General features: G+C 47.7%; 13 protein-coding genes. 7 read left to right on the top strand and 6 right to left on the bottom strand.

The features are described 5' to 3' along the window. Positions 1-60: 60 nt before the first annotated feature. The 7 genes from NIASO_RS07435 (at position 61) to NIASO_RS07405 (ending at position 14,719) form a co-directional block, all read left to right on the top strand. Positions 61-1,941 (top strand): rhamnogalacturonan lyase, encoded by a 1,881-nt coding sequence (locus NIASO_RS07435; RefSeq protein WP_008584737.1) that lies wholly within the window; start codon positions 61-63, stop codon positions 1,939-1,941. A 113-nt stretch (positions 1,942-2,054) separates the two neighbouring features. Further along, the gene (locus NIASO_RS07430) at positions 2,055-5,012 is read left to right on the top strand and encodes a sugar-binding domain-containing protein (protein WP_008584739.1); all 2,958 of its coding nucleotides are present in this window, start codon (positions 2,055-2,057) and stop codon (positions 5,010-5,012) included. Between the two features lie 94 nt (positions 5,013-5,106). Then, complete coding sequence (locus NIASO_RS07425) at positions 5,107-6,441, top strand: rhamnogalacturonidase (protein WP_008584741.1); 1,335 nt, start codon at positions 5,107-5,109, stop codon at positions 6,439-6,441. A gap of 33 nt (positions 6,442-6,474) precedes the next feature. Next, on the top strand, positions 6,475-8,247 hold the full coding sequence (locus NIASO_RS19905) for a polysaccharide deacetylase family protein (RefSeq protein WP_025298786.1): 1,773 nt from the start codon (positions 6,475-6,477) through the stop codon (positions 8,245-8,247). Between the two features lie 23 nt (positions 8,248-8,270). Further along, positions 8,271-10,673 (top strand): glycoside hydrolase family 2 TIM barrel-domain containing protein, encoded by a 2,403-nt coding sequence (locus NIASO_RS07415; RefSeq protein WP_008584745.1) that lies wholly within the window; start codon positions 8,271-8,273, stop codon positions 10,671-10,673. Between the two features lie 17 nt (positions 10,674-10,690). Next, positions 10,691-13,051, top strand: coding sequence for a glycosyl hydrolase 115 family protein (locus NIASO_RS07410; protein ID WP_008584747.1), 2,361 nt, complete (start codon positions 10,691-10,693; stop codon positions 13,049-13,051). 333 nt (positions 13,052-13,384) lie between these two features. Then, positions 13,385-14,719: a rhamnogalacturonan acetylesterase gene (locus tag NIASO_RS07405; RefSeq protein ID WP_008584749.1), complete on the top strand. Its 1,335-nt coding sequence runs from the start codon at positions 13,385-13,387 to the stop codon at positions 14,717-14,719. A 48-nt stretch (positions 14,720-14,767) separates the two neighbouring features. On the opposite strand, the gene NIASO_RS07400 is transcribed toward NIASO_RS07405, so the two are convergent. The 6 genes from NIASO_RS07400 to NIASO_RS07375 form a co-directional block, all read right to left on the bottom strand. Then, a complete protein-coding gene (locus NIASO_RS07400) occupies positions 14,768-15,499 on the bottom strand; it encodes a hypothetical protein (protein WP_008584751.1) in 732 nt (243 codons plus the stop codon). Between the two features lie 146 nt (positions 15,500-15,645). Beyond that, positions 15,646-16,335, bottom strand: coding sequence for a GDSL-type esterase/lipase family protein (locus tag NIASO_RS07395; RefSeq protein ID WP_025298785.1), 690 nt, complete (start codon positions 16,333-16,335; stop codon positions 15,646-15,648). Positions 16,336-16,354: 19 nt separating this feature from the next. Then, positions 16,355-17,329, bottom strand: a complete 975-nt coding sequence (locus tag NIASO_RS07390) for a glycoside hydrolase family protein (RefSeq protein ID WP_157547211.1) — start codon at positions 17,327-17,329, stop codon at positions 16,355-16,357. Between the two features lie 95 nt (positions 17,330-17,424). Next, positions 17,425-18,786, bottom strand: coding sequence for a glycoside hydrolase family 28 protein (locus NIASO_RS07385; protein WP_025298784.1), 1,362 nt, complete (start codon positions 18,784-18,786; stop codon positions 17,425-17,427). 127 nt (positions 18,787-18,913) lie between these two features. Then, the gene (locus NIASO_RS07380; protein ID WP_008584759.1) at positions 18,914-20,377 is read right to left on the bottom strand and encodes a pectate lyase family protein; all 1,464 of its coding nucleotides are present in this window, start codon (positions 20,375-20,377) and stop codon (positions 18,914-18,916) included. A 49-nt stretch (positions 20,378-20,426) separates the two neighbouring features. Further along, positions 20,427-23,573 (bottom strand): DUF4450 domain-containing protein, encoded by a 3,147-nt coding sequence (locus NIASO_RS07375; RefSeq protein ID WP_008584761.1) that lies wholly within the window; start codon positions 23,571-23,573, stop codon positions 20,427-20,429. Positions 23,574-23,610 lie beyond the last annotated feature (37 nt).

Raw genomic sequence — 23,610 nt, 5'->3', positions numbered from 1 at the left:
CGCTATTTTTAATGAAATTTAAGCAGCGTCGCCCGGAGCTCATTTTATAAAACGATTTTCATGTATCGCATTTGCCTTTTCTTTTTGTTATGTGTTGCAGTGGTGCCCGCGTTTTCCCAGCGCCTGATGGAATCATTGGATCGCGGCCTTGTTGCGCTCCCGGATGGTAATGGCAACGTTTTTATCAGTTGGCGCTTATTGGCTACGGATCCGGATGCCGTAGCCTTCAATGTGTATCGTACCATTAATGGTGCTGCAGAAAGATTAAATCAATCACCCCTTACCAAAGTTACCTGGTTCAGCGATGCGGTAAAAAATACTTCGGCGCCAGCCGCTTATTCCGTTGCCGCTGTTATTAACGGCAAAGAAACCGGGCGGTCCCAACCCTTTACAATACAATCGAAGGACCACCCTTACTGGTCGGTGCCGTTGCAGCTACCGGAGGGGTATGCAGCCAACGATGGCTCTGTCGGCGATCTGGATGGCGATGGAACCTATGAGATCATATTACATGTGGCAGGCAAGGGACATGACAACAGTCATGCGGGATTTACGGATCCGCCATTGATACAGGCGTATAAGCTGGATGGTACTTTATTATGGACGATTAACCTGGGAAAGAATATCAGGGAAGGAGCGCATTATACGCAATTTATGGTGTACGACCTCGATGGCGACGGCAACGCGGAAGTGGCCATGAAGACGGCGGATGGCAGTATTGATGGTAAGGGTAATGTAATTGGCGACAGTACTAAAGACTGGCGCAATGATAAAGGGTATATTCTGGCGGGGCCTGAATATCTTACCGTATTTGATGGCGCCACCGGTGCGGCCATTAGCATTACTGATTTTATTCCGCCGCGCGCTTTATCTTTAATGCCTTCTTCTGAAGAATTAAAAAAGATCTGGGGTGATGGCTATGGCAACCGGATGGACCGTTTCCTGGCGGCTATCGCTTACCTGGATGGGGTGCATCCAAGCCTCATCATGACAAGGGGGTATTATACAAGAACGGTGATCGCAGCCTGGGATCTGCACAAAAAACAATTGCAGAAACGCTGGGTCTTTGATACCAATGTGCGGGGGAATGAAAAATATGCGGGGCAGGGAAACCATAATCTTACCATTGCGGATGTTGACGGCGATGGCAGGGACGAAATTATTTACGGCGCTATGTGTTTGGATGATAATGGCAAAGGCCTTTATTCCACTGGGCTGGGCCATGGGGATGCGTTGCACGTCTCAGATCTGGATCCTTCCATACCGGGTCTTGAAGTATTTGATATACAGGAACGGTTTGATGATGCGGGTTGTAGTTTTCGCTCCGCGGCTACCGGACAGGTTTATTGGAAAAAAGCTTCAGTGAAAGCGGGGGAAGATGGGGAAGGGCCGGGACGCGGACTGGCACTGGACGTGGATCCGCGTTACGCCGGAGCCGAATGCTGGGTGGCCGGTGCAGGTATAACGGGCATGTTTGATACTAAAGGAAATAAAATTGCTGATAAAACGCCGGCTTGTAACATGGGAATACTTTGGGACGGCGATTTGCTGACGGAAATCCTAAATAGCACCACCATTGATAAATGGGATTATTTAAAGCAGGGGACCAATCGTTTGCTGAATACCGCAAACTATCAATGCAAAAGCAATAATGGCACCAAAGCCACACCGGTATTGGTAGGCGATATCCTGGGCGACTGGCGCGAAGAAGTTATTTACAGCACTACGGATAATAAAGAGTTGCGGATCTTTTCAACAGCTATTCCAACAAATTACCGTTTTTGTACGCTAATGCAGGACCCGCAATACCGGTTAAGTATCGCCTGGCAAAATGTAGCATACAACCAGCCGCCACATACCAGTTTCTTTTTTGGTGAGGGCATGAAGCCGCCACCAAAACCGGGTATTAAAATTATTAAAGCCGTAAAGGCTGCTCGTTAATAAACATATGCAGCCGGGTAGACGAACAAACGGAAAGGTTTATTTTTTTAGTGGTTGTTAAATTACCGCTTTACCGCCTTTCCGGCCCAAAGAAATATTTTAAAAAAACTTACGTGAACAAAAGAATCCTTACGCTTATTTTTTTGCTGATCGCTTTTGCGGGTGCAGCGCAGCCCTCTTCAAGAATAAAGTATAATTTTAATTCCGGCTGGAAACTGCATGTGGGCGATGTTTCAGGTGCAGAGGCGCCCGCTTTTGATGACAAGGATTGGAAGCCTTTAACGCTACCCCAGGCCTGGAATGAGGACGAAGCTTTTAAAAAGGATATTAAGGATCTGTCAACCGGCATCGCCTGGTACCGCAAGTATTTTAAACTTCCGGCGTCGGCTAAAGGCCAAAAGATCTTTATCGAATTTGAAGGGATCCGGCAGGCGGGTGATTTTTATGTTAACGGTAAACCTATCGGCTCACATGAGAACGGTATTACTGCTTTTGGTTTTGATATTACTGATCTCGTAACATTCGACGGAAAGGAGAATTGTATCGCCGCACGGATTGATAACTCATGGGACTACCGGGAAAAGGCCACCAATACGAAGTTTCAGTGGGAGGATAGGAATTTCAATGCCAACTATGGAGGGATTATTAAAAACACCTACCTGCAGGTGGTGCCAAAGTTATACCAAACGCTTCCTCTGTATTCAAGCCTGAAAACAACGGGCGTGTATGTTTATGCGGATAACTATGATATTAAAGGGCGCACGGCAACTATTCATGCCGAATCTGAAGTGAAAAATGAAAAACAGCAATCGCAGCAAGTACAATATGAAGTAGCGCTTATTGATCTGGAAGGCAAGCCTGTGGCTACATTCAGGAGCGAGATGCTTTCGGTGGCACCGGGGGAGACAAAGATAATGCGTGCTTCCTCATTGGTGAAAAACCTCAATTTCTGGAGTTGGGGCTATGGATATTTATATGAAGTGCATACCCGGCTTCTGGTGAATAAGCAGCCGGCAGATGAAGTGGTCACCAAAACAGGGTTCCGGAAAACGGAATTTAAAGAGGGGATGATCTATCTGAACGACCGGGTAATAATGGTGCATGGCTATGCACAGCGCACTTCCAACGAATGGCCGGCCACGGGGTTGTCTGTGCCTGCATGGATGAGCGATTACAGCAATGGGCTGATGGTAGAAGGGAACGGGAACCTGGTGCGCTGGATGCATATTACACCGGCAAAGCAGGATGTGGAAAGCTGCGACAGGGTGGGGCTGATGCAAGCCATGCCGGCAGGTGACGCAGAGGCTGATGTGCAGGGCACGCGCTGGGAACAGCGTAAAGCGGTCATGCGCGACGCCATTGTTTATAATAAGAACAACCCGAGTATTATTTTTTATGAGTGCGGTAATCATGGAATCAGTAAGGCGCATATGAGCGAAATGAAGGCCATCCGTGATCAGTACGATCCGCACGGAGGCCGGGCAATTGGCAGCCGGGAAATGCTGAATAGTAAGATAGCCGAATATGGCGGGGAGATGCTCTATACAAATAAAAGTGCACGTATTCCGCTGTGGGCAATGGAATACTCAAGAGATGAGGGCTCAAGAAAATATTGGGATGAATGGACGCCTCCCTATCATAAAGATGGCGATGGCCCGTTATATAACGGGCAGAGCGCTGCTATTTATAACCGCAATATGGAAAGCCATGCGCTGGAGAACGTAAAGCGCTGGTATGAATTTTGGCGGGAGCGGCCGGGAACCGGTAAAAGAGTTAGCAGCGGCGGCGTAAATATCGTTTGGTCCGAAACAAATACGCATCACCGTGGAGAAGAGAACTACCGCAGGAGCGGGGAAGTGGATGCGCTGCGGATCAAAAAACAAAACTTCTATGCCAATCAGGTTATGTGGGATGGCTGGGTAGTGCCGGAAAAGTATAGCATGCACATTGTTGGACATTGGAATTATAAGCCCGGGGTTAAAAAAGATATTTATGTGATTGCGTCCGCACCCAGGGTAGCGCTAAAGATCAATGGCAGATCTATGGGGTATGGGGAACGAAGCGATGGCTTTATTTTTACGTTTAAGAATATTGAATGGCAGCCGGGAACTATTTCGGCGGTTGGTTATGATGAACGGAATAAGGTGGTTTGCACGGATGTGATTAAAACGGCTGGCGAGCCTATGGCATTACGTCTTACGGAAATTAAAAGACCAACACCGTTTCTTGCAGACGGGCATGATATGGCATTGATAGAAGTGGAAGTAGTGGATGCCGGCGGCAACCGTTGCCCAACAGCATTAAATATGGTCCATTATAAAATAGATGGACCGGGCGAATGGCGCGGAGGAATGGCGATGGGGCCGGGTAATTATATTCTTAAAAAAGACTTTCCCGTGGAAGGTGGTGTGAATCGCTTCCTGGTCCGCTCTGCAACAAACCCGGGATCCATTACGATTACGGCCAGTGCAGACGGGCTGCAAAGCGCCAGGATTACTTTGGTTACCCATCCGGTGCAAACAGACCAGGGGCTGTCGAAGCTGTTGCCGGCCGCGGGGCTGCCCTCCCTGCTGGGCAGAGGGCCTACGCCTGCAACCCCTTCTTACCAGGTGGTGCGACGATCGCTGCGGGTGAAAGCGGCAACAGCGGGCGTTAACTCAGACAGCGCTTTTTATAGCTATGATGATAATGAAACAACCGATTGGGTGAACGATGGAAATAGCACTACGGCCTGGATCGAATATGAGCTGGCGCAGGCCGCGACTGTTGATGAAATTTCTTTAAAACTGAACAAATTCCGCACAAAAACCTACCCGCTTATTATTATGGTGGATGGCCAGGAAGTTTTTAACGGAAGAACACAGCCAACACTAGGCTATTACACGATACAATGCAAGCCGGTAAAAGGCAAAAAAATAAGAATACAACTAGCAGGCGACACCTCCGGCAAAGCCAGTAAAGATGTTGAAGTGGGTGGAAAAAAACTGAATGATGGGGTGGCGCGGGTTGATGTAAAGGGCCGGGATGTATTAAGCATTATTGAAGCGGAGTTCTATGAATTGGTCAAGTAACAGGCAGTGAAACTCGTCATTCCGATGAACACGACGAAGGAGGGTGAGGAGGAATCTCAGCCTACTACTTTTTGAAAGTTTAAAATAAGAAGATATGCAATATATAAAAAAGTTCATTTTCGTTTTAGTGGTGTTGTTCGTTTTTACCGCGCTCAAAACTGCAGCACAAACCTTTCCCGACGGAACGGCCATTCCGGCCTGGTTTTCAGATACGAAGATTGTATCGTTTAATGCATTGGGTAAAAAATATAACATTACTGATTATGGTGTAAGGAATGACAGCACCATCGTTCAAACCGAAACGATCCAGGCCGTGATCGACAAAGCCGCCGGGAGCGGCGGTGGAGTGATTGTCATTCCCAAAGGAGTGTTTCTCAGCGGTTCGCTGTTTTTTAAACCCAGGACGCATTTGTACCTGGAAACAGGAGCAACGCTGAAATGCAGCGATCGTATCTCCGATTTTAAAATTGTTACCACCCGGATAGAAGGGCAATCTTTGAAATATTTTGCTGCCCTGGTGAATGCCGATGGGCTGGATGGATTTTCAATTTCAGGTGGCGGCATCATCAATGGTAACGGGCTCAATTATTGGAAAGCTTTTTGGCTGCGCCGCCAATGGAATCCCAAATGTACCAATATGGATGAGCAGCGCCCGCGGCTCTTATTTGTTTCTAATAGTAAAAACGTACAGGTGTCGGGTGTGCAGTTGCTGAATTCGCCTTTCTGGACCTCTCATTATTATAAATGTGAAAACCTGAAAATTATCGGCGTGCAGATCCGCGCCGGCACTAATAATGGAAGCGATGTGCGCGCGCCCAGTTCTGATGGGATTGATCTGGATGTGTGTCAGAACGTGTTAATAAAAGATTGTTACATATCCGTAAACGATGATGGAATTTGCCTGAAGGGAGGCAAAGGGCCTACCGCAGATAAAGATCCCAATAACGGGGCCAACCGCAATATTATTATCGAAGATAATACCATTGAGAATTGTCCCTCCCTTACATTGGGCAGCGAATCGGTTTTTACCCGTAATGTGATTATGCGGCATTGCACTGTAAAGAATACTTCCCATGTACTGTTGCTGAAGATGCGCCCCGACACGCCGCAGCAGCATGAAGATGTGTGGGTGGAAAATATAACAGGAACTGCCCGCAGCTTTTTTTCGATAGGCCCCTGGACACAGTTTTTTGATCTGAAAGGGCAGCCGGAGCCGCACTCCTCAGCAAGGCATATTACCTTTCGGAATTGTACGGTGCAATGCAATGATTTTCTCAATATTAAACCGTCAAAACAATATTCCCTTTCTGATTTTAGTCTGGAAAACCTGAATATTATGGCTTCTGGCGGAACCAATATCGCATTGGATTTTATTAAAAATTTCAGTTTGAAAAATATCAGGGTGAATGATAAACAACTGGCGAAATAACACATGACAAAAGCAATGCTGTAATACATGAAGATGCGCAGATACTTGATTCTTGCAGGGCTGTTATTATTCTATTGCTGGCGCTCTATTGCCGGCGCTCAGGTGCATGTTATCATCACAGCCGGTCAATCGAACACCGACGGGCGTGTGCCTAATAAATTGTTGCCCGCCTATATCAAAACCTTAGCCACCGATACCATAAGCTTCGCCAGAGGAGCTTATCGCTATTGCAAAATTGCACGGAACCGGAACGATGGCAGGTTCATTCCTTATTTTCCCAAAGGAAGAATCTCTGAAGGGTACTGGACCTATGATGCGGTAACCTACTACCGGCTCGAACAGGCTTTACAGCATGATTTTTATGTTGTGAAATATGCCGTGGGCGGTACGTCTATTCAATACCCCAGTGATACGGCAAAAGGCAGATACTGGTCGGCTAATGCAGACTGGCTTGCAAAGACCACTTCGTGCGAAAAAGGAGGAAAGTCGCTACTGCTCTCGTTTACAGAGGCTATTGATGCAGCGATTGACAGCACTTTGTCGAAACTTAAAAGAGGTTACCAGGTAGATGCTTTTCTTTGGCACCAGGGCGAAAGTGATGATCGTTACGATCGAAAATATTATGAGAACCTGGGTGCTATCATTGCATATGTAAGAAAGCATCTGACTGAAAGGACGGGTAAGGATTATTCGCACCTGCCCTTTGTTTTCGGTTCTATACCCTATGCTAACCGTCATTTTAAGCCCCTTGTGGATGAGGCGATGAGACGGATTGCTGAAGAAGATCCCAACGCCTATTTTGTGGACATGTCTGAAGGCGCCCTGCAGCAGGATCGCACGCATTTTACCGAAAAATCGGCCGAATACCTGGGGGAAGAAATGTACAAACTATTGGCTAAAATACTCTGGTTAGATGGGACTGGTTTTCATATTGCAAAATATCGCAATGACAAAACCTGTGCAATCAGCTATACTTTTGATGATGGGTTGCTGGAGCAGGCTACGCTTGCGGCTCCGGCTTTCGACAGGCTGGGTTTTAAAGCTACTTTTTTTGTAAATGGCAGATCCATTGAAGATACGACGGCGGCAGGCGGAAAGCCGCGCGTATCCTGGGAGCAGCTTAAACAAATGTCGGTGCACGGCCACGAAATATCCAATCATGGGTGGGAGCATCGTAATTTTGGTAAATTTTTATTAAAAGAAATTGCGACAGATATTGCTAAAAATGATAGTGTCATAGGCCTGAATACTGGGGCCACTCCGCGGACTTTTGCTTATCCGAATAATACAAAAACTTCGGAAGGTGTTGCGCTGGCCGGCCGGGGCCGGATCGCTACCCGTCTTTTGCAATTTTCGGTCGGCGGAAAAAGTACAAAGGAAAATCTTGAAAAAAAGATTAATGAACTGCTTGCCAACGGCGCCTGGGGCGTAACGATGACGCATGGGCTGACCTATGGCTACGATCATTTCAGCGATACGGCCATCTTTTGGGATCATTTAAAAAAAGTAAAAGCGTTGGAAGATAAAATATGGGTAGGCACGTTTAGGGAGGTGGCGGCCTATAGCCAGGAGCAAAAAGCCATAACCTATGAGGTTAGGAAAATACCCAACGGACTTACGATCCTGCCCGAACTAAAGCTGGATCAATCCCTTTATACCGAACCCCTGACCGCTGTAATTGAAAAAAGAAATATAAAGAGCCCCATCATTTACCAGGGAGACGAGAAATTGATTCCCCGGGTTTTGGCCAATAAAATACTGTTTGATTTTGATCCGCATGGGAAAAAGATAATTGTAACGTTTTAGCAATAATATAAACAACGAATAGCATGTTCAGAAGATCAGTTGCATTTTTTATCATTGCTTTGCTGGCCGCGGTAAACCTTCCGGCCCAGCAGGAGACGCGTATCAACCAGTTGTTCAATTTTGGATGGAGGTTTCATTTTGGTGACGCTAAGGATGCCGAAAAACCGGGCTATGATGATGCCGGCTGGAAAGCATTGGATCTGCCGCATGATTTCCAGATCAACCAGCCCTGGGTGGAGGCCGCCGGTGGAGCCCGTGGGTTTAAAGAAATGAGCACCGGCTGGTACCGCAAAACATTTAAAGCCGATCCTGCCTGGAAAGGCAAAAAAGTATTGCTCGATTTTGAAGGCATCATGCTTACAGGCGACGCCTGGCTGAACGGTGAAAAAATAGGCGGTACCGATTATGGGTACCTTGGTTTTGAGACGGATATTTCAAAGCTGCTTAGGTACGACGGCGATAATGTGGTAGCAGTGCGCGCGTCCACCGGCGATAAAGGCGCTTCCCGCTGGTACACGGGCGGCGGGCTTTTCAGGGATGTGCATCTTATTGTTAAAAATGAAATAGCCGTTGCCCGTCATGGAGTTTACATTACTACGCCCGCCATCACGTCACAAAAGGCAACCGTTAACGTACAGGTAGCATTGGATGGCATTACGAATAAAAATTATAACCTTGCTATCCGGGCGGCCATCCTGGCACCCGACGGGAAACAGGTGGCGGTTACTACTGCCATAGCACCGCAGCGCAATAAACTTAAAACAGTTGAAGTGCCGTTGCCGGCCGTCGCTATTCCTGCACCGCAATTGTGGTCCTGCGAAACGCCTGATCTCTATACCGCGGTTGTGACGTTAACGCTGGATGGAAAACCCATCGATGCCGCTGAGCAAAAATTTGGCATCCGCACCATCGAATTCTCTAAAGAATTTGGGTTCAGGTTAAATGGTAAAAAAGTTTTTCTTAAAGGGATCGCGAATCATCACGACCTGGGTGCGGTGGGCGTTGCGGCCTATGAAACGGCTATTGCCCGGCAGATGGATCAACTGAAAGCCTTTGGCTTTAATAGTATCCGTACCTCGCACAACCCTTATTCTGAAGCTTTCCTGCGGCTGGCTGATGAAAAAGGTATTTTAATTGTGGATGAGCTTTATGATAAATGGAGCAATAAAGATTACTGGGCCGGACGAAAGCCCTGGACTGCATTATGGTTTGAAAATGAAATGGAGTGGATCAGGCGGGACAGGAACCACCCGTCGGTGATCCTGTGGTCCTTTGGAAACGAGCTGCAGATGCGCGAAGACCTTGCCGGGCTCCCGACAGGCGATTGGGGCGTTACTACTTATCGTCTAATGAATGTGCTGGCCAAACGTTATGATTCCACCCGTAAAACTACAGTCGCAATGTTTCCCGCACGGGCGGGCGGCGTGGGTAAGAACGACCCGGATTTTAATACAAAAATTGTTCCTCCGGAACTGGCCACCGTTACGGATGTTTCGAGCTTTAATTACCGGTGGCTGAATTACCCCGATTACCTGAAACACGCACCCAATATGATCATCTACCAGAGTGAAGCCACCACCAATGAACTGGTTGCCCCGTTTTATGGTATGGACCGGGAACGGATGGTAGGACTGGCTTATTGGGGCGCAATCGAATATTGGGGAGAATCGAACAAGTGGCCAAAGAAAGGATGGAACTATTCCTATTTTGATCATACGCTGCAACCCAACCCGCAAGCCTACCTGATTAAAAGTATTTTTTCCGACAACCCCCTGGTCCGTATCGCTGTAATGAGTAACGATGCGGATACCGTAACATGGAATGAGATTGTAGTAGGTAAAAAAGCGTCGTTCTCCCATTGGAATTGGGAGGCCGGGAAAAAGTATAACGTCTTTACCTATACCAATGCAGACGAAGTGGAGTTATTCGTAAATGGAAAGTCTTTCGGCGTGCAAAAAAATAACACCACAGTTGATAAGCACAATATGATCCTCTGGCAGAATATACCCTATTCCCCGGGGAAAATAACAGCGGTTGCCCGAAAAAACGGGAGAGAAGTGGCGCGCCACGAACTGGAAACTGCCGGCAAGGCCGTGGGGCTGAAAATTGAAGCGGAACATACGAATTGGAAGGCTGATGGTATGGATCTGCAATATGTAAAAGTATATGCGGTGGATAGTAAAGGCCGCCGTGTGTATACCGCCAGCCCGGCGGAAGTGCATTTCAAAGTAGCGGGCGCTGCAAAGCTGATCGCTGTGGATAATGGCGATCAGTTCAGCAATGAATTGTTTGATGGAGGTCACAGACAATTGTATAACGGTTTTGCCTTAGCGATCCTGCGGTCTGGTCAGCGGCCAGGGCAGGTCAGCATCAAGGTGTCCGCAGATGGATTGAAGCCTGCAGAAAAGAAATTTATTACAAAATAAAACCGGGAGCATAAATCATGTATAAAAAACGAATCGCGGTTATGCTGGCCGCGCTTGCCTTTCCGCTCGTCGCTTGTGCTGATATTGTTTTTCACAATCATACAAATCTGACCGTATCCATCAACCGGAACGAGGCGGCAGTAGTATATACAGCACTTGAATTGTTTGGAAGCGATTATAAGAAGGTGTTTGACGGGCGTATGGTAAAAGGAGGTAATGCGCAGGTATTTATCGGAACAATTGGAAATAATAGCGAAGCGGAAAGGGGTATTGCAAAAAAGCAGTTGGAGTTATTACGCCTGCACAGTGAAGGGTTCGTGCTGGTAGTGCAAAACGGCAAGCTATATATTCTTGGTAGTGATAAACGGGGTACGGCCTATGGTATACTGGAACTGTCCAGGTTAATTGGTGTATCGCCCTGGGAATGGTGGGCCGATGCGCACCCTGAAAAGAAAACTTCCTTTAGTTTAAAAAACGGGTATAGCCGGATGGAATACCCTTCCGTTACCTACCGGGGCATATTTCTTAACGACGAAGATTTTGGTTTGTTGCCCTGGGCCAGTCAGCATTTTGAACCGGGCCTGCCTGCCGTTGGAAAAACAAAAGGCGCTATTGGTCCCAAAACCTATTCGAAGATTTTTGAATTATTGCTGCGCTTAAGAGCGAACCTGATCTGGCCGGCGATGCACGAGGTAACGGTCCCTTTTTATTTAACAAAGGGCAACAAGGAAGCAGCAGATAAATATGGCATTATCGTTGGTACTTCGCACTGCGAGCCGCTGATGCGTAACAGCGTTACCGAATGGGATATTTATGGAAAAGGCGATTATAATTATGTTACCAACAAAGACGCCATGCTAACCTACTGGACGGAGCGGCTGCAGGCGTTGAAGGGCGCTGATAATATTTATACCGTAGGTTTGCGCGGTAAGCACGATGGCATGATGCAGGGCGTAAAAACACTGGCGGAGCACAAAAAAGTATTAACCGAAGTGCTGAAGGATGAACGCGAACTATTGAGGCAATATGTAAATCCCGACATAACAAAAGTACCGCAGGTGTTTGTTCCCTATAAAGAAGTATTAGAGGTGTATAACGATGGCTTAGAGCTGCCGGATGATGTAACACTTATCTGGTGCGATGATAATTATGGTTATATGACGCACTTTCCCAATGAACAGGAACGCGCAAGAAAAGGAGGCAGCGGCGTGTATTATCATATTTCCTATTGGGGACGCCCGCATGATTACCTCTGGCTGGCTACGAATCACCCCGCACAATTGTATACGCAAATGAAACAGGCGTATGATAAAGGCGCAAAGCGGTTGTGGATGCTGAATGTGGGTGATATTAAACCTGGTGAGTACCTGATTGAGTTGTACATGGACATGGCTTGGAATATCGGTTCGATAGAAAACAATGAAGCCGGTCTGGAGCAGCATTTGTCTACCTGGCTGAACCGCGGATTTGGCGAAGCCACAGCGAAGGAATTAGTGCCGGTGATGAATGAATATTATCGCCTGGCCTATATTCATAAACCTGAGTTTATGGGCGGCACCCGAACCGAAGAAACGAACCCGGGCTATAAGTTGATCGCTGATCTTCCATGGAGCGAAACGGAAATTAATCTGCGGATAAAAGAGTATGATGCTATTGAAGACAAAGTGATGCGGCTTGCTAAAAAGATACCGCGTGAAAAAAGGAATAGCTGGTTTGAGTTGATTGAATACCCCGTGCGCAGTGCAGCGGAAATGAATAAAAAATTGTTATACGGCCAACTCGCGCGACATGCGGTGGTGGACTGGGCTATGAGCGACAAGGCCTTTGAAACGATCATTGCGCTGACACAGCAATACAATGCATTGGAAGATGGCAAGTGGAAGGGGGTTATGAGCTTTGACCCCAGGAAATTAGTTGAGTATGAAAAGTTGCCGCATATAAGATCCGAAACCGCCCTGATCGAAAATAAAGCGCCCCGTTTTTTATTTAACGGAAAGACGTATGAAAGTTTTACGGGCGGGAAGCCCATAGCTTATGGCCTGGGCTATCAGCGCGGCGCCATAAACCTGTCAAAAGGAAGCGCTGTAGTTTACAGTTTTACCGCGGCTGCTACAGATTCAATTCGAATAGAAACGGATCTGGCGCCCAATCATCCGGTTGCGGGCAAAACGATCCGTTATTCGATCCGCGTTGACGATGGCCCGGCGCAGGCAGTGGATTATGCCACACAGGGCCGCAGTGAAGAATGGAAGGAGAACGTGTTGAATAATCAGGCCCGGCGCACCACCCGCCACAGGCTAACAAAAGCGGGCAAACATACAGTACTCATTAAAGCGTTGGATGAGGGGGTTATAGTAGATCAGGTAAAGGTTTGGTAGATGAGGAATAGTAGCGAAAATAGCATAGGGTTCAATCGGGTGATGTTATTAAAGAGCTCTGTCATTCTGTTTCAATTTGGCTCCGTCAGGAACACAGTGTTTGTAGAATGTGTATCGTTTAGGGCGGCGGCTCCGTTAGGCGCCGCGTAAACACGAGGCTCCGATGGAGCCCTGATCTTCTATATCCAACCTGCTATAAAAACGGTGCTCCTGACGGAGCAATAGAACTATGTTTTGATGAATAGGTGACGAACGCAGTTGCGGCCTGCAGGGACGCCCGGTGCTCAACGCTTGATTAATAAAGATATTTTTATAAAACGGAAACCAATAAAAATGAAAAAATTATTCTATTTCTTTTTGCTGTTTGGTGTTAACGGCAATTTGCTGGTACCACAATTATATGCACAAACCTATAAGTTTGATTTTGGCAAAGGCAAAACCGGAAAAGGATATAATAAAGTGTTGCCGGAAACCGTTTATAACCCGCAAACGGGCTATGGCATTGACCTGGGCACTACAGTAATGAGTAATACATCAGTAGGGAAAGCTGCACCAACAGACGGCTTCCTTACCAGCGATCAACCCTTTTATTTTTCAGTAAAACTACCGGAAGGGAACTATGATGTAAAGGTCTGGACAGGAGATGACCGGGGTACTGCAGATATAGCGGTTCGTGCGGAAAACCGGCGGATGTTTGTGAACCGGCTGCAAACCAAAAAGGGACAACACAAGCTTATTGAATTTACCGTAAATATCCGCGACAGCCTGATTGCAGGGACTAACAAAAAAATACGCCTTAAGCCGCGGGAATATGCCTATCTGCACTGGGATGATAAACTGACACTGGAGTTTAACAGCACCAGCCCTAAAGTGAACGCCATTGAAATTACGCCCAATAAAAAAGCAGTGTCTGTTTTCCTGGCGGGGAACTCAACGGTGGTGGATGGCGCCAGTGAGCCTTATTCTGCCTGGGGGCAGATGTTCCCTTATTTTTTCCAGCCGGGCAAAGTGGCTATCGTAAACCTAGCGGAGTCGGGTGAAACCCTGAGCAGCTTTATTGGAGCACGGCGCTTTGAAAAATTGCTGAGCCTGATGAAGCCGGGCGATTATGCTTTTGTGGAATTTGGTCATAACGATCAAAAACAGAAGGGACAAGGCATTGGTGCTTTTACCAGCTATAAAAAAGATCTTGAATATTTTATTGATGCGGTAAAAAAGAAAGGCGGTATCCCGGTGGTGGTTACATCCGTACAACGGCGGCGTTTCGACAGTAGCGGCCGGATCGTGGAAACCCTGGGTGATTATCCTGCAGCGGGGCGCTTAACGGCTAAAGAAAAAGGAGTGGCATTGATTGATCTGAATGCGCTAAGCAAAACGATGTTTGAGGCAATGGGGGAGCAGGGATCACTGCTGGCTTTTGCGCATTTCCCTGCCGGTGCATTTCCCAATAGAAAAGAAGCGATTGCCGACAATACCCATTTTCGCCCGTTTGGCGCTTATGAAGTTGCAAAGCTGATCCTGAGCGGGGTCAGAAAATCCGTGCCTGGTTTGGCGCAGTTTATAAAGCCGGGAGAGCCTGTTTTTGATCCGGCAAGGCCCGATGCTTATTCCAGCTTTTACTGGCCGCAAAGCCCCGGCAAAGATGCTACAAAGCCCGATGGGAACTAGTTGTGTCAACGATCCCCTTTCAGTGATGAATATCAGGATGATTGTGTATTATGGGAATTGCCCCAGCATTTCTTTTGTTTTTCCGTTCTCATCCAATATTTCCATTTTGGGGGCTCCTGAATCATCGATATAAATTTTCATTTTTGGCTTCCCTTGTTTGTCGAATAAAAAAAGGCCTGTTGCCTGATCCGCATTGCGGCCGATAAACACCCGTCTTTTGCCTCCTTCTTTTTCAATCAGGCTTTTTATTTTCCGGTTTTTCTCGGCGGTGTCTTTTATATGTTCCAACTGCTGGAATTTATCATGCCGGGTCATCAGCGAAGTTCCCTCCGGGTACTCGTTAAAAGCCAGCCCGCGGGTAATAACAGGCCTGCCCTCTTTATACGTTTCACTATTGAGTAACATTACTACCTGATCGTCACGATAATTGTCCATAGTAAAAACCATTTCATTTTGTATCCTCCCTTTTTCTTTGTCTACGCCAAAAACCAGGCCGCCGCATTCATCTCCCTGGGTGTTAAAAAAAATGATTCCCGCAGGTCGTTGCCTTGCAGGAATATCTTTTCCATCCATGCGCCCCGGGTGTTGCCGGTGTTCATTGCTCAATACTAATCTTAAACTGCCGTCCTCGCCGGTTATGTTGATTTTTTTTGCTGTAATTTCATCGGCATACAGGCGACGGTCATTAGTAAAGGAGAGGAGTGCAAAGGCAAAACCCAGGGATGAAATGATGGCGTACGCCGTTAGAAAGCGCACGCTCCGGTACAAATTCTTTTCCATAGATAATTGTTTTTAGAGGTGTAAATGGCTTAAAGATACAAATACCTTTATTGAATGGCTGTGACAAGACCCTAGCGTTTTTCACTGCGATCTGCGGGAGCTTTTTTCAGCAATTACGCTTCTTCTGGTTCTTGTTTGAACCGATATTATTTTGTCATCAGCGCCACCACCGGCTCTATTAATTTTCTTGACCCGGCGGCGTCCAGGTGCAGCCCGTCTGCTGTCATCGTGTTGATGTTGAGCCCGGGTGTACGGTACCCGCTTACAAAAAAACAGTTATTTTGACGGGCTATTTTTTTGAAGCTGTCGTTCATGGACTTTACCCGCTGATCACCATTGGCATATTTTTCGGTTGCAAGGGCTTTTGCGCCATAAGGTGGCGGGGCTATAATAATAATGCGGGCTTTATTGATGGAGGGATAGGAACAGTTTTTTATTTTTTGAATCAGACGGCCCAGGTTTACGGGTACTTCATTTTGTCGCTCTGCAAAAACAGCCTTGGCATCATTGGTGCCCAGCTCGAGGAGTACAAAATCAAAGGGCCGGGTTTGCGTAAATGCTGCCGCCTTCTTCAGGTTTTCTTCGATAACCAGCAACGAATTCAGGGTGCTGTCGTTGAGGTTCAGGAAACCTATGGTTCGGCCCGATTTACTGATATTAAATACCTGAGCATTGGGCAGGGCCTGTTGCAACTGCACCGGCCAGCTATAAGGAAAGGTTCCGTTACTATCGCCCAAAGTAAGGATGTTGAGCTTTTTGTCAGACATCTTTTTTTCCTGCGCCGGTAACGCAAAAGGCAGCAGCAACAGGACCATTAACAAGATCTTTTTTATCATGGTGTACTATTTGAATAGTTTATTTCCAGGCAAGCGTACATTTGCCAATAGCATAAAATTTCCGGTTATTTATTTTCTTTAGTGCTGTATAGATCACTGTAAAATTGCCATCAGCTTCTTCAATAGCACAAAGGGGCGTGCGCATGGAATGGTCGCCGGCCTCGGCCCAGCTATTGCCAGGCGACTGTACTTTCACCCGTGTTTCTTTATCCCAGTGTACGCCATCAGCAGAAAGGCTGTAACCGATCTCGCGGTCGCCAAAGGAATCAAAGACCATCAGGTAACGCCCGTCTTTCAAACGCGATACTACCGGGTTTTCAATAAAGGTATCTGCAATTTTCAATGGATTAAATTCCGCAGGAAGCCGGGTCCACGGGCCGTTTAATTTTTCTGCAAAGGCCATTCCTATGGGCCAGGGCCCGCGGGGAATATGATTGTGCCCTGCATACAAACCATACCAGGTCCTTCCGGCCTTATAGGGGAAGAAGGAGGCTACGGCCTGTTGTCCTTCCCATGCCTGCGATTGTGCATCCGGTTGCAATACGATGCCCATATCGGCGTAAGGCCCGTCAATACCCGTTTTGCCGGGAACAACGGAACGGGCGCGCCAGATATGGCCTGCGTAATCATTGCCGGAGATTTCTCCCTTAGTACTGTCGCCGGCCCGGTAGGCTACGTAGAATATATTCCACGCATTTTCAGTCTCATTAAAAATGATGGTGTTTAACCATACTTCAGAACGCGGATTGGTGGCCGTTCTGCCGGGGATGCTGTTTACAATGGTAGCCTGCCGCTTCCACTGCACGGCATCGGCACTGATCCAGTGCGCTACCCGCATATCCAGATGCGCCCGCCCAAACATTTCGTTTACGAACATATGATAGATGCCATCCAGTTTTATCACCTGGCCGGTTTCAAAGCCAGACTGGTTGGCACTTGCCAGCACATCAGGATTGTCTGCATCAATAATGGGGCCTCTGTGTTCGGCTGCCATTTTTAAAACTTTGTTTTTCGCGGGTTGTGCGGACAGGTTTACTGCTGCATATAGAAAGAACAACAGGCAAAAAAAAATCTTTGTTTGTATAGGGCTCATAACCGGGTAAAATTATTTACATTTTCAGTGATCGTATTTTTCTCCAGCACTTTGCCGGCCGTTACATTTTTCAGCGATACCGTTTCAACCGGCAGCGCTTTCTGCCCCAGCACCCGGGCTATAAACTTTACTTCGGATGCATGTATATTGGTAAGAAAAATATCTTTGATAGGGGTTAATCGTTTTTCATAGGTAGGTACCAGGTCGCGCCATTGGTACAATACATCGGTTTCAATGCCCAGTATGCCCAGGTCGATCTTACCGCTACGGATATTGGAAGCATAAATGTTTTTGACATAGCCACCCATACGCTCATTGGTTTTAATGAATAACAGATGATTTAGTTTCGCGCCGTCAAGCACTGTGCAATGGTCAATAAAAACATTTTCTATACCTCCTGAAAGCTCTGAGCCGATCGCTACCAACTGGTGCCCGTTTTTGACCGTGCAATTGCGGATGACAATATTTTTTGACGGCGTTTTCAACCGCCAGCCTTCCGGGTTTCTTCCCGATTTGATGGCGATGGCGTCATCGCCCTGGTCAAACACACAATTTTCAATCAATACATTCTGGCTCATCTCAGGATCCACTCCATCGTTGTTATGTCCATGGGCGTAAACATTGAGATTGCGGAGCCTGATATTTTTGGACAGGTACAGGTGGATCGTCCAGAACGGACTGTTGACAACAGATACGCCTTCCAGCAGAATATTTTCGCTGCGGTTAAATTGTATGAACTGCGGCCGCAGATGTGCTGTATCATTTACCATCTGCCGTTGCTCCAGCGGCGCCCGGTTCCAGGCAAGGTTATAGAGCCGTTTAATGCTTTCCATATGTGCCCGCGGCCGTGCGAACCATTTTTCCCAGGTAGCCATTTGCGCCTTTAACGTTCCCTCACCGGTGATGGCCACATTTTTACATTCATAAACATAAATGAGCGGCGAGTAGTTGTAACATTCCATTCCCTCCCAACTTGAAACTACCGCGGGTAAATAATCCTGAGGGTTTCCTGAAAATAGCAAAGTAGCCCCTTTTTCAAGATGAAGATTTACATTGCTTTTAAGATGGATCTTGCCCGTAAGCCATTCCCCTTTGGGGATCACCACAATGCCCCCGCCCAGTTTATTTGCTGTAGCGATTGCCCGTGCGATGGCTGCCGTGTTTTTTTGTTGATCGCCTGGAACAGCGCCAAAACCGGTAATGACCAGTTTTTTGCTTTTGCTGAAATCCGGGGTATTGATTTTGCAATTGCCATATGGGGTTTTAACAGAATAGCTGCTAAGGCCCGGCGGTTGCGCATTTGCTGAAAACAGACAGTTCAATAAAATCAATACCAATACGTAGTTTTTTTTGTTCATATTGTAAGCGCATTGAAAAGACGATTCAAAAACCATTAAGATGAAACATAACAAAGCTATTTCTTTTACTTAATGAATCTTTACATCTTAATGGTTTTAAATTTAATGCAGCGTAAAGAGACCTTCCTTAAACGCCTTTTTGCGTTGCCAGCGTATTGAGGTACACTTCAATATTAAGGTAACGGGGATCAGCGGTACTGCGCGATAGCGCATCTTTCACTTCCGGATTCAGGCCCAGTTGCCGTTCCCAAACGTCCGGTATGCCATCGCCATCACCGTCCTTATGCGGGTCGGCAACGGGAAAGTCTCCCAGTCCGCCATTGGCCAGCGGCAGATCCGATTCTGTATACACATACAATCCCTGCAATCCTGCCGACCGTAGTTCTTCAATTAATAATTTGTCCACATCATCCCGATGCGGATAGGCTGCTCCGGCTTCTTTAGCTACATATTTAAAAGCATCGGCTGCCGTCATTGTTGGTGTGCTGAACGGATAGGGATACGGGTTAGGCATAAAATTCTGCGGCTCAATGCCCGGATATCCTACGGAATCGGCAGGCACCAACGTGCCATCCAGTACGCCGTTTTTATTACGATCGAAGTAATTCCCCGATGCATACAAATAAAAAGTACCCGTGCCTCTCGAAAAGGGAGTTGCTCTGTCGGGCGTTAACGGTCCCGCTATAAAATAATTATTGATAATATTTACTTGCGACACTCCCGCCGATCCGCCCATGATATATCCGTCACCCGAAACGGTATGCCCCATTGGGTTGCCCAAGTTTCCCCAATCGTAAACAATATTGTTTACAAATTCATTAATGCCTTTTACTTTAGGGTTGCGGGTTTTGTTGCTTATGTAAAGGCTTTTGAGAATGCTGATCTTGCCGGCAGTTTGTATCAGCCCGCCTGCGGAATGATTCACTTTATGTAATCCCTGCGCTACAATGCAATTTTGCAAGGTGATGCTATCGGGCTCATACCCTTTATTATCCCAGTTGATAGAAAACACTTCATCCTGCCCCCAGGAGAACGATACGTGATCGAAGATCATATTTTTCCCATTGGCTACGCCCGATGCATCGTCGCTGCGGGAAGCGCCGTCGTTGGCGCCCAGGCGGATGCGGATGTTCCGCACAATGGCGTTATTGGCGCCCGTAAAAGTTACTTTACGCCCGTACAATACAATGCCTTTGCCCGGCGCGGTTTGGCCGGCAATGGTAGTATTGGCCGCCACGCTTACATTTGATTTTAACCTGATAATGCCCGTTACCTCAAACACAACAAAGCGGCCCGGCTTGCTTACTGCATCTCTGAAGGATCCCGGCCCGCTGTCGTTAAGATTGGTGACAACATAAACAGAAGCGCTGTCTGCACCACGGGCGCCGGTGGCAAACCGGCCAAAGCCTTCTGCATCCGGAAAGGCAGGCGTTCGTTCTTCTGCAAGGGCTGTAAGCCTGGCTTCGTTATGGTTGCTGACCGCGTTTAACGATCCTTCCTTAGCGAGGTCCGGTTTTTGACAGGATCCGGCAAAAAGAACAATACCCAGGAGGGATGCTCCACTGGTAATTTTTAGAAATCTGGAATTCATATGGTTTTGTTTAGAGTGAAGAATACGGGTTTATAGTAAGGGCGCCTTTCTAGGGACGTTGGAGCGTGATGCTCATCAGGCCGATGATCACGTCGTTGGAAAGGGTTTTTAAAGTGAGTTGTTTCAACGTTCTTCCGGGGTCCAGTTGGATGTCCATTAATTGTCCCGCGCCGCCATCGATCCCGCGACCATAAACACCGCGGATGTTGAGGTCTTTTCCCAGGTTGTTGCTGACCCTGCCCGTTTTTAAGTGCAGCCGGTAGGGACGGGGCGCATTTAGTTTAAAAGCTAAACCGTCTTCAAAATAATCCTGCTCAATGGGGCACCAGTTTTCGGGATTAATTAATTCAATTGTCTTTTTACTGCCATCGGTATATTCGATGCAGATGCTTCCATTGGCGATATGGCTCTGCATCTGGTTCGTGCTTCCTGCTAACAGCAGATAGGCATGTGTAGCCTTCCCCGATAAGGCAACATTTACACTATCGGGATAATTATCCCATAACGAAGTGAAGCTGATGTTGTTGCCGGTTGCAGGCGTGCGAAAAGGGACGCCGATGCTTGTTTTAAACAGGTTATCCCGTGCCTGTGCGCGTAAGCCGGAATCGTTTATAGTAGCCGTTTGCAGCGGGTGGCACCATTCGCCGATGCCCTGTGTAGGTATTTGTAAAGTGGTATAAGGCGATCGGGGCGACAAATATTGCTGACTGAAAATATCGGTAACCGATGCATTCCAGTTAGCATCCATGATCACAGGAGTGCATTTGTTGCTGATCACGCTCATGAATGAGGGCGTGACCGGCTCTTTTTTTGTTTCCACCTGCTGATGCACCGCGCCCCACCAGGTCATGGCACCCTGTGTTATTTCTTTAAAAGCCGTTCTGTTGCCTGTTACGGGCGGAATAATTATGGGCTTGCCACCCCAGGTAATTGTTATTTCAGTAGTGGCGGCGGCGTTGACAGCCGGGATGGTAATAGCGATCAGCGGATAGCCCACTACGGCGTTTGATCGTTTCCAGTTGACCGGTTGACCATTGGCTGTTACAGCGTTGACCTGGTCCCACCGGGCGGGCACCTGCAATTCAAGCTCTAGGGGATGTGTAAACTTACGGGTGATTTGGTAAGTGTCGATACTTGTGCTGTTTTGTTTTTTGTTTTCCGTGCGCTGGTAGCTTAAGGAAACATCAGGTGTTTGTATGGCTGCATGATCCCAGGAGGCTGGAAAGCCGGGCCGGATCAACAAACGATTGTTGAGGGCATCCGGTGTAATACCAAAAAGCCCCTGGATGAACACGCGCGACGCTACGCCAATCGCGTCGCCGAAATCACGATAGCTTTCACCGCGCGCGGCATCATAAAAAGAGACCTGCCCGATATTACCCGGGCTGTCACCCAGGTACATGCCGTCGAGAACAGCACTTTTTAATAATTTGAATCCCGTTTCATTGCGGCCGGCAATAAAATACGCCAGCGCAGTATGCATCACTTCTTCAAAAGCCACGTTATTTGTGCTCCAGACATAAGGCATCCAATTGGTAGTGGAGATCGTAGCATACCCCTCATCTGTGAGGCCTTTGGCGCGTACCGGGATATGCGGGATCTCTGTATCCACATACCGCGTGGCCTGGTAAGCCTGGAACGGATCGGCTACGCCACAGTCGATGGCATGATAGATCGTCCACACTGCGGCGTTTTCATGCAGCCGCTTTAACCCCATGAAATCCTGGTATTCGGCCCAGTGCCCTTTATTCTTCATCCAAAGGCGGGCATTGATGGCTGCCAGGATCTTACCGGCCTCCTGCTGGTAAGGTTTGGGGTCTTGCCCGATCTTCTGAGCGATGAGTGCTGCCAGTTTGTTGGCGCGATAATTAAAAGCAGAAGAATGGGTGACCGCGCCGGAATTGTAATACAGCGCATCGCTGGCCCAGATGCAGGCATAGGCATCATAGAGCCCATCGCCATCAGGATCAAAATTGAGTTTTTCCCAGGCAAGGTGACGGGTAAGCACGGGCCAGATGGTACGCGCATAATCCAGATCGCCCGTCCATTCCAGATGCCACAGCAGCTCGTCAATATAATTCAGGTTCATATCGTAATGATGCATCTGATCATTACGATTGGGGTTGCGGCAGATATAGCCATTACTGTACATAGGCGTGCCCCAGCGTTTTACCGCACGCGCCAGGTGCAGCTCGGTATCCTGTGCGGGATGGGGGATGGTGTTGGGAACATTGGTTACCTGGCTGGCCGCATAGGCATTAAAATGGATCCGCGCCCGGTCATGCCAGCCAAGGAAATCTCCCGCATAGGCAGCACGCCAGCCGGTCAGTGGCATGCGCCAGCCAATGGCGCCGTGCAGCCAGGTAGTGCCATCCCAGATGCCATCAGCGGCAGTGACTAAGGTACCACCGATCGTATTGATAAAAGGATCAGGGGTGCTGATGTGTATACGCGCGGCAAGCGCTGCCCGTGTTTTTTCGGTTTCAGTAAATAATGTTTTGCCACTTGTTTGGGGTGGCATTGTTAAGTGCTGTTGGGAAAGTACTATATATGCTGAATGATCCGTTACCTCCCAGCGCTGTGTACTGGTGTAGTGCGGATCGTCCGGCGCTTCAAAACAATCCGGCGGATCTGCTCCCATATCGCCATTGCGGTTTAATTTTTTTGCTTTGATCCCTGTCATGCCTATGAATAGTGCACTTCCCCTGGGCATGCCGGTGGCAGTTATTTCCCAGATGGCGCCGTCTTCCTGATACAGCGCCAGCGCCGCTATTTGCAAGGTGCCTTTACCCCATGAAGGATCAGTAATACGATAACTGCGGCTTCCGGCGCTGTAACGCGCTTCACAATAAGCTGCAGCATCCAGCGATACGGGTTTGTGGCCGGGAACAGTGATGTGGAAACTGATGTTCTGACTATTGTTGCCATAGAACGCTGCAAATACCGGACGATCGCTGGTTTCCAGTCGAAAGGCGGTCGGGCCTCCGTATAAGGCCCGCGTGTAGCGGTTTTTGCCGTTTATGCAAACAAAAGCATCGCCATCCGGTTTATATTGTAAACTGCGCGGCGTACCGCGTTTGCTTTCATTGTAAGAAATATTTTCAATATAGTCGCCGGCTTTTTGTTTGGGCACAGTTTGCGCACTGGCAGCAAGACCCGCCAGGCAAATGATACTGGTAAACAAATATTTTTTCATACAATGTTATTCGGTGAAAAGTCAATGGTGAAAAGTT

Origin of the sequence: Niabella soli DSM 19437 (genome assembly GCF_000243115.2) — a bacterium.
In the GTDB taxonomy this organism is placed as follows: Bacteria; Bacteroidota; Bacteroidia; order Chitinophagales; family Chitinophagaceae; genus Niabella; species Niabella soli.
This window is presented reverse-complemented; position numbering and strand designations above follow the sequence as displayed.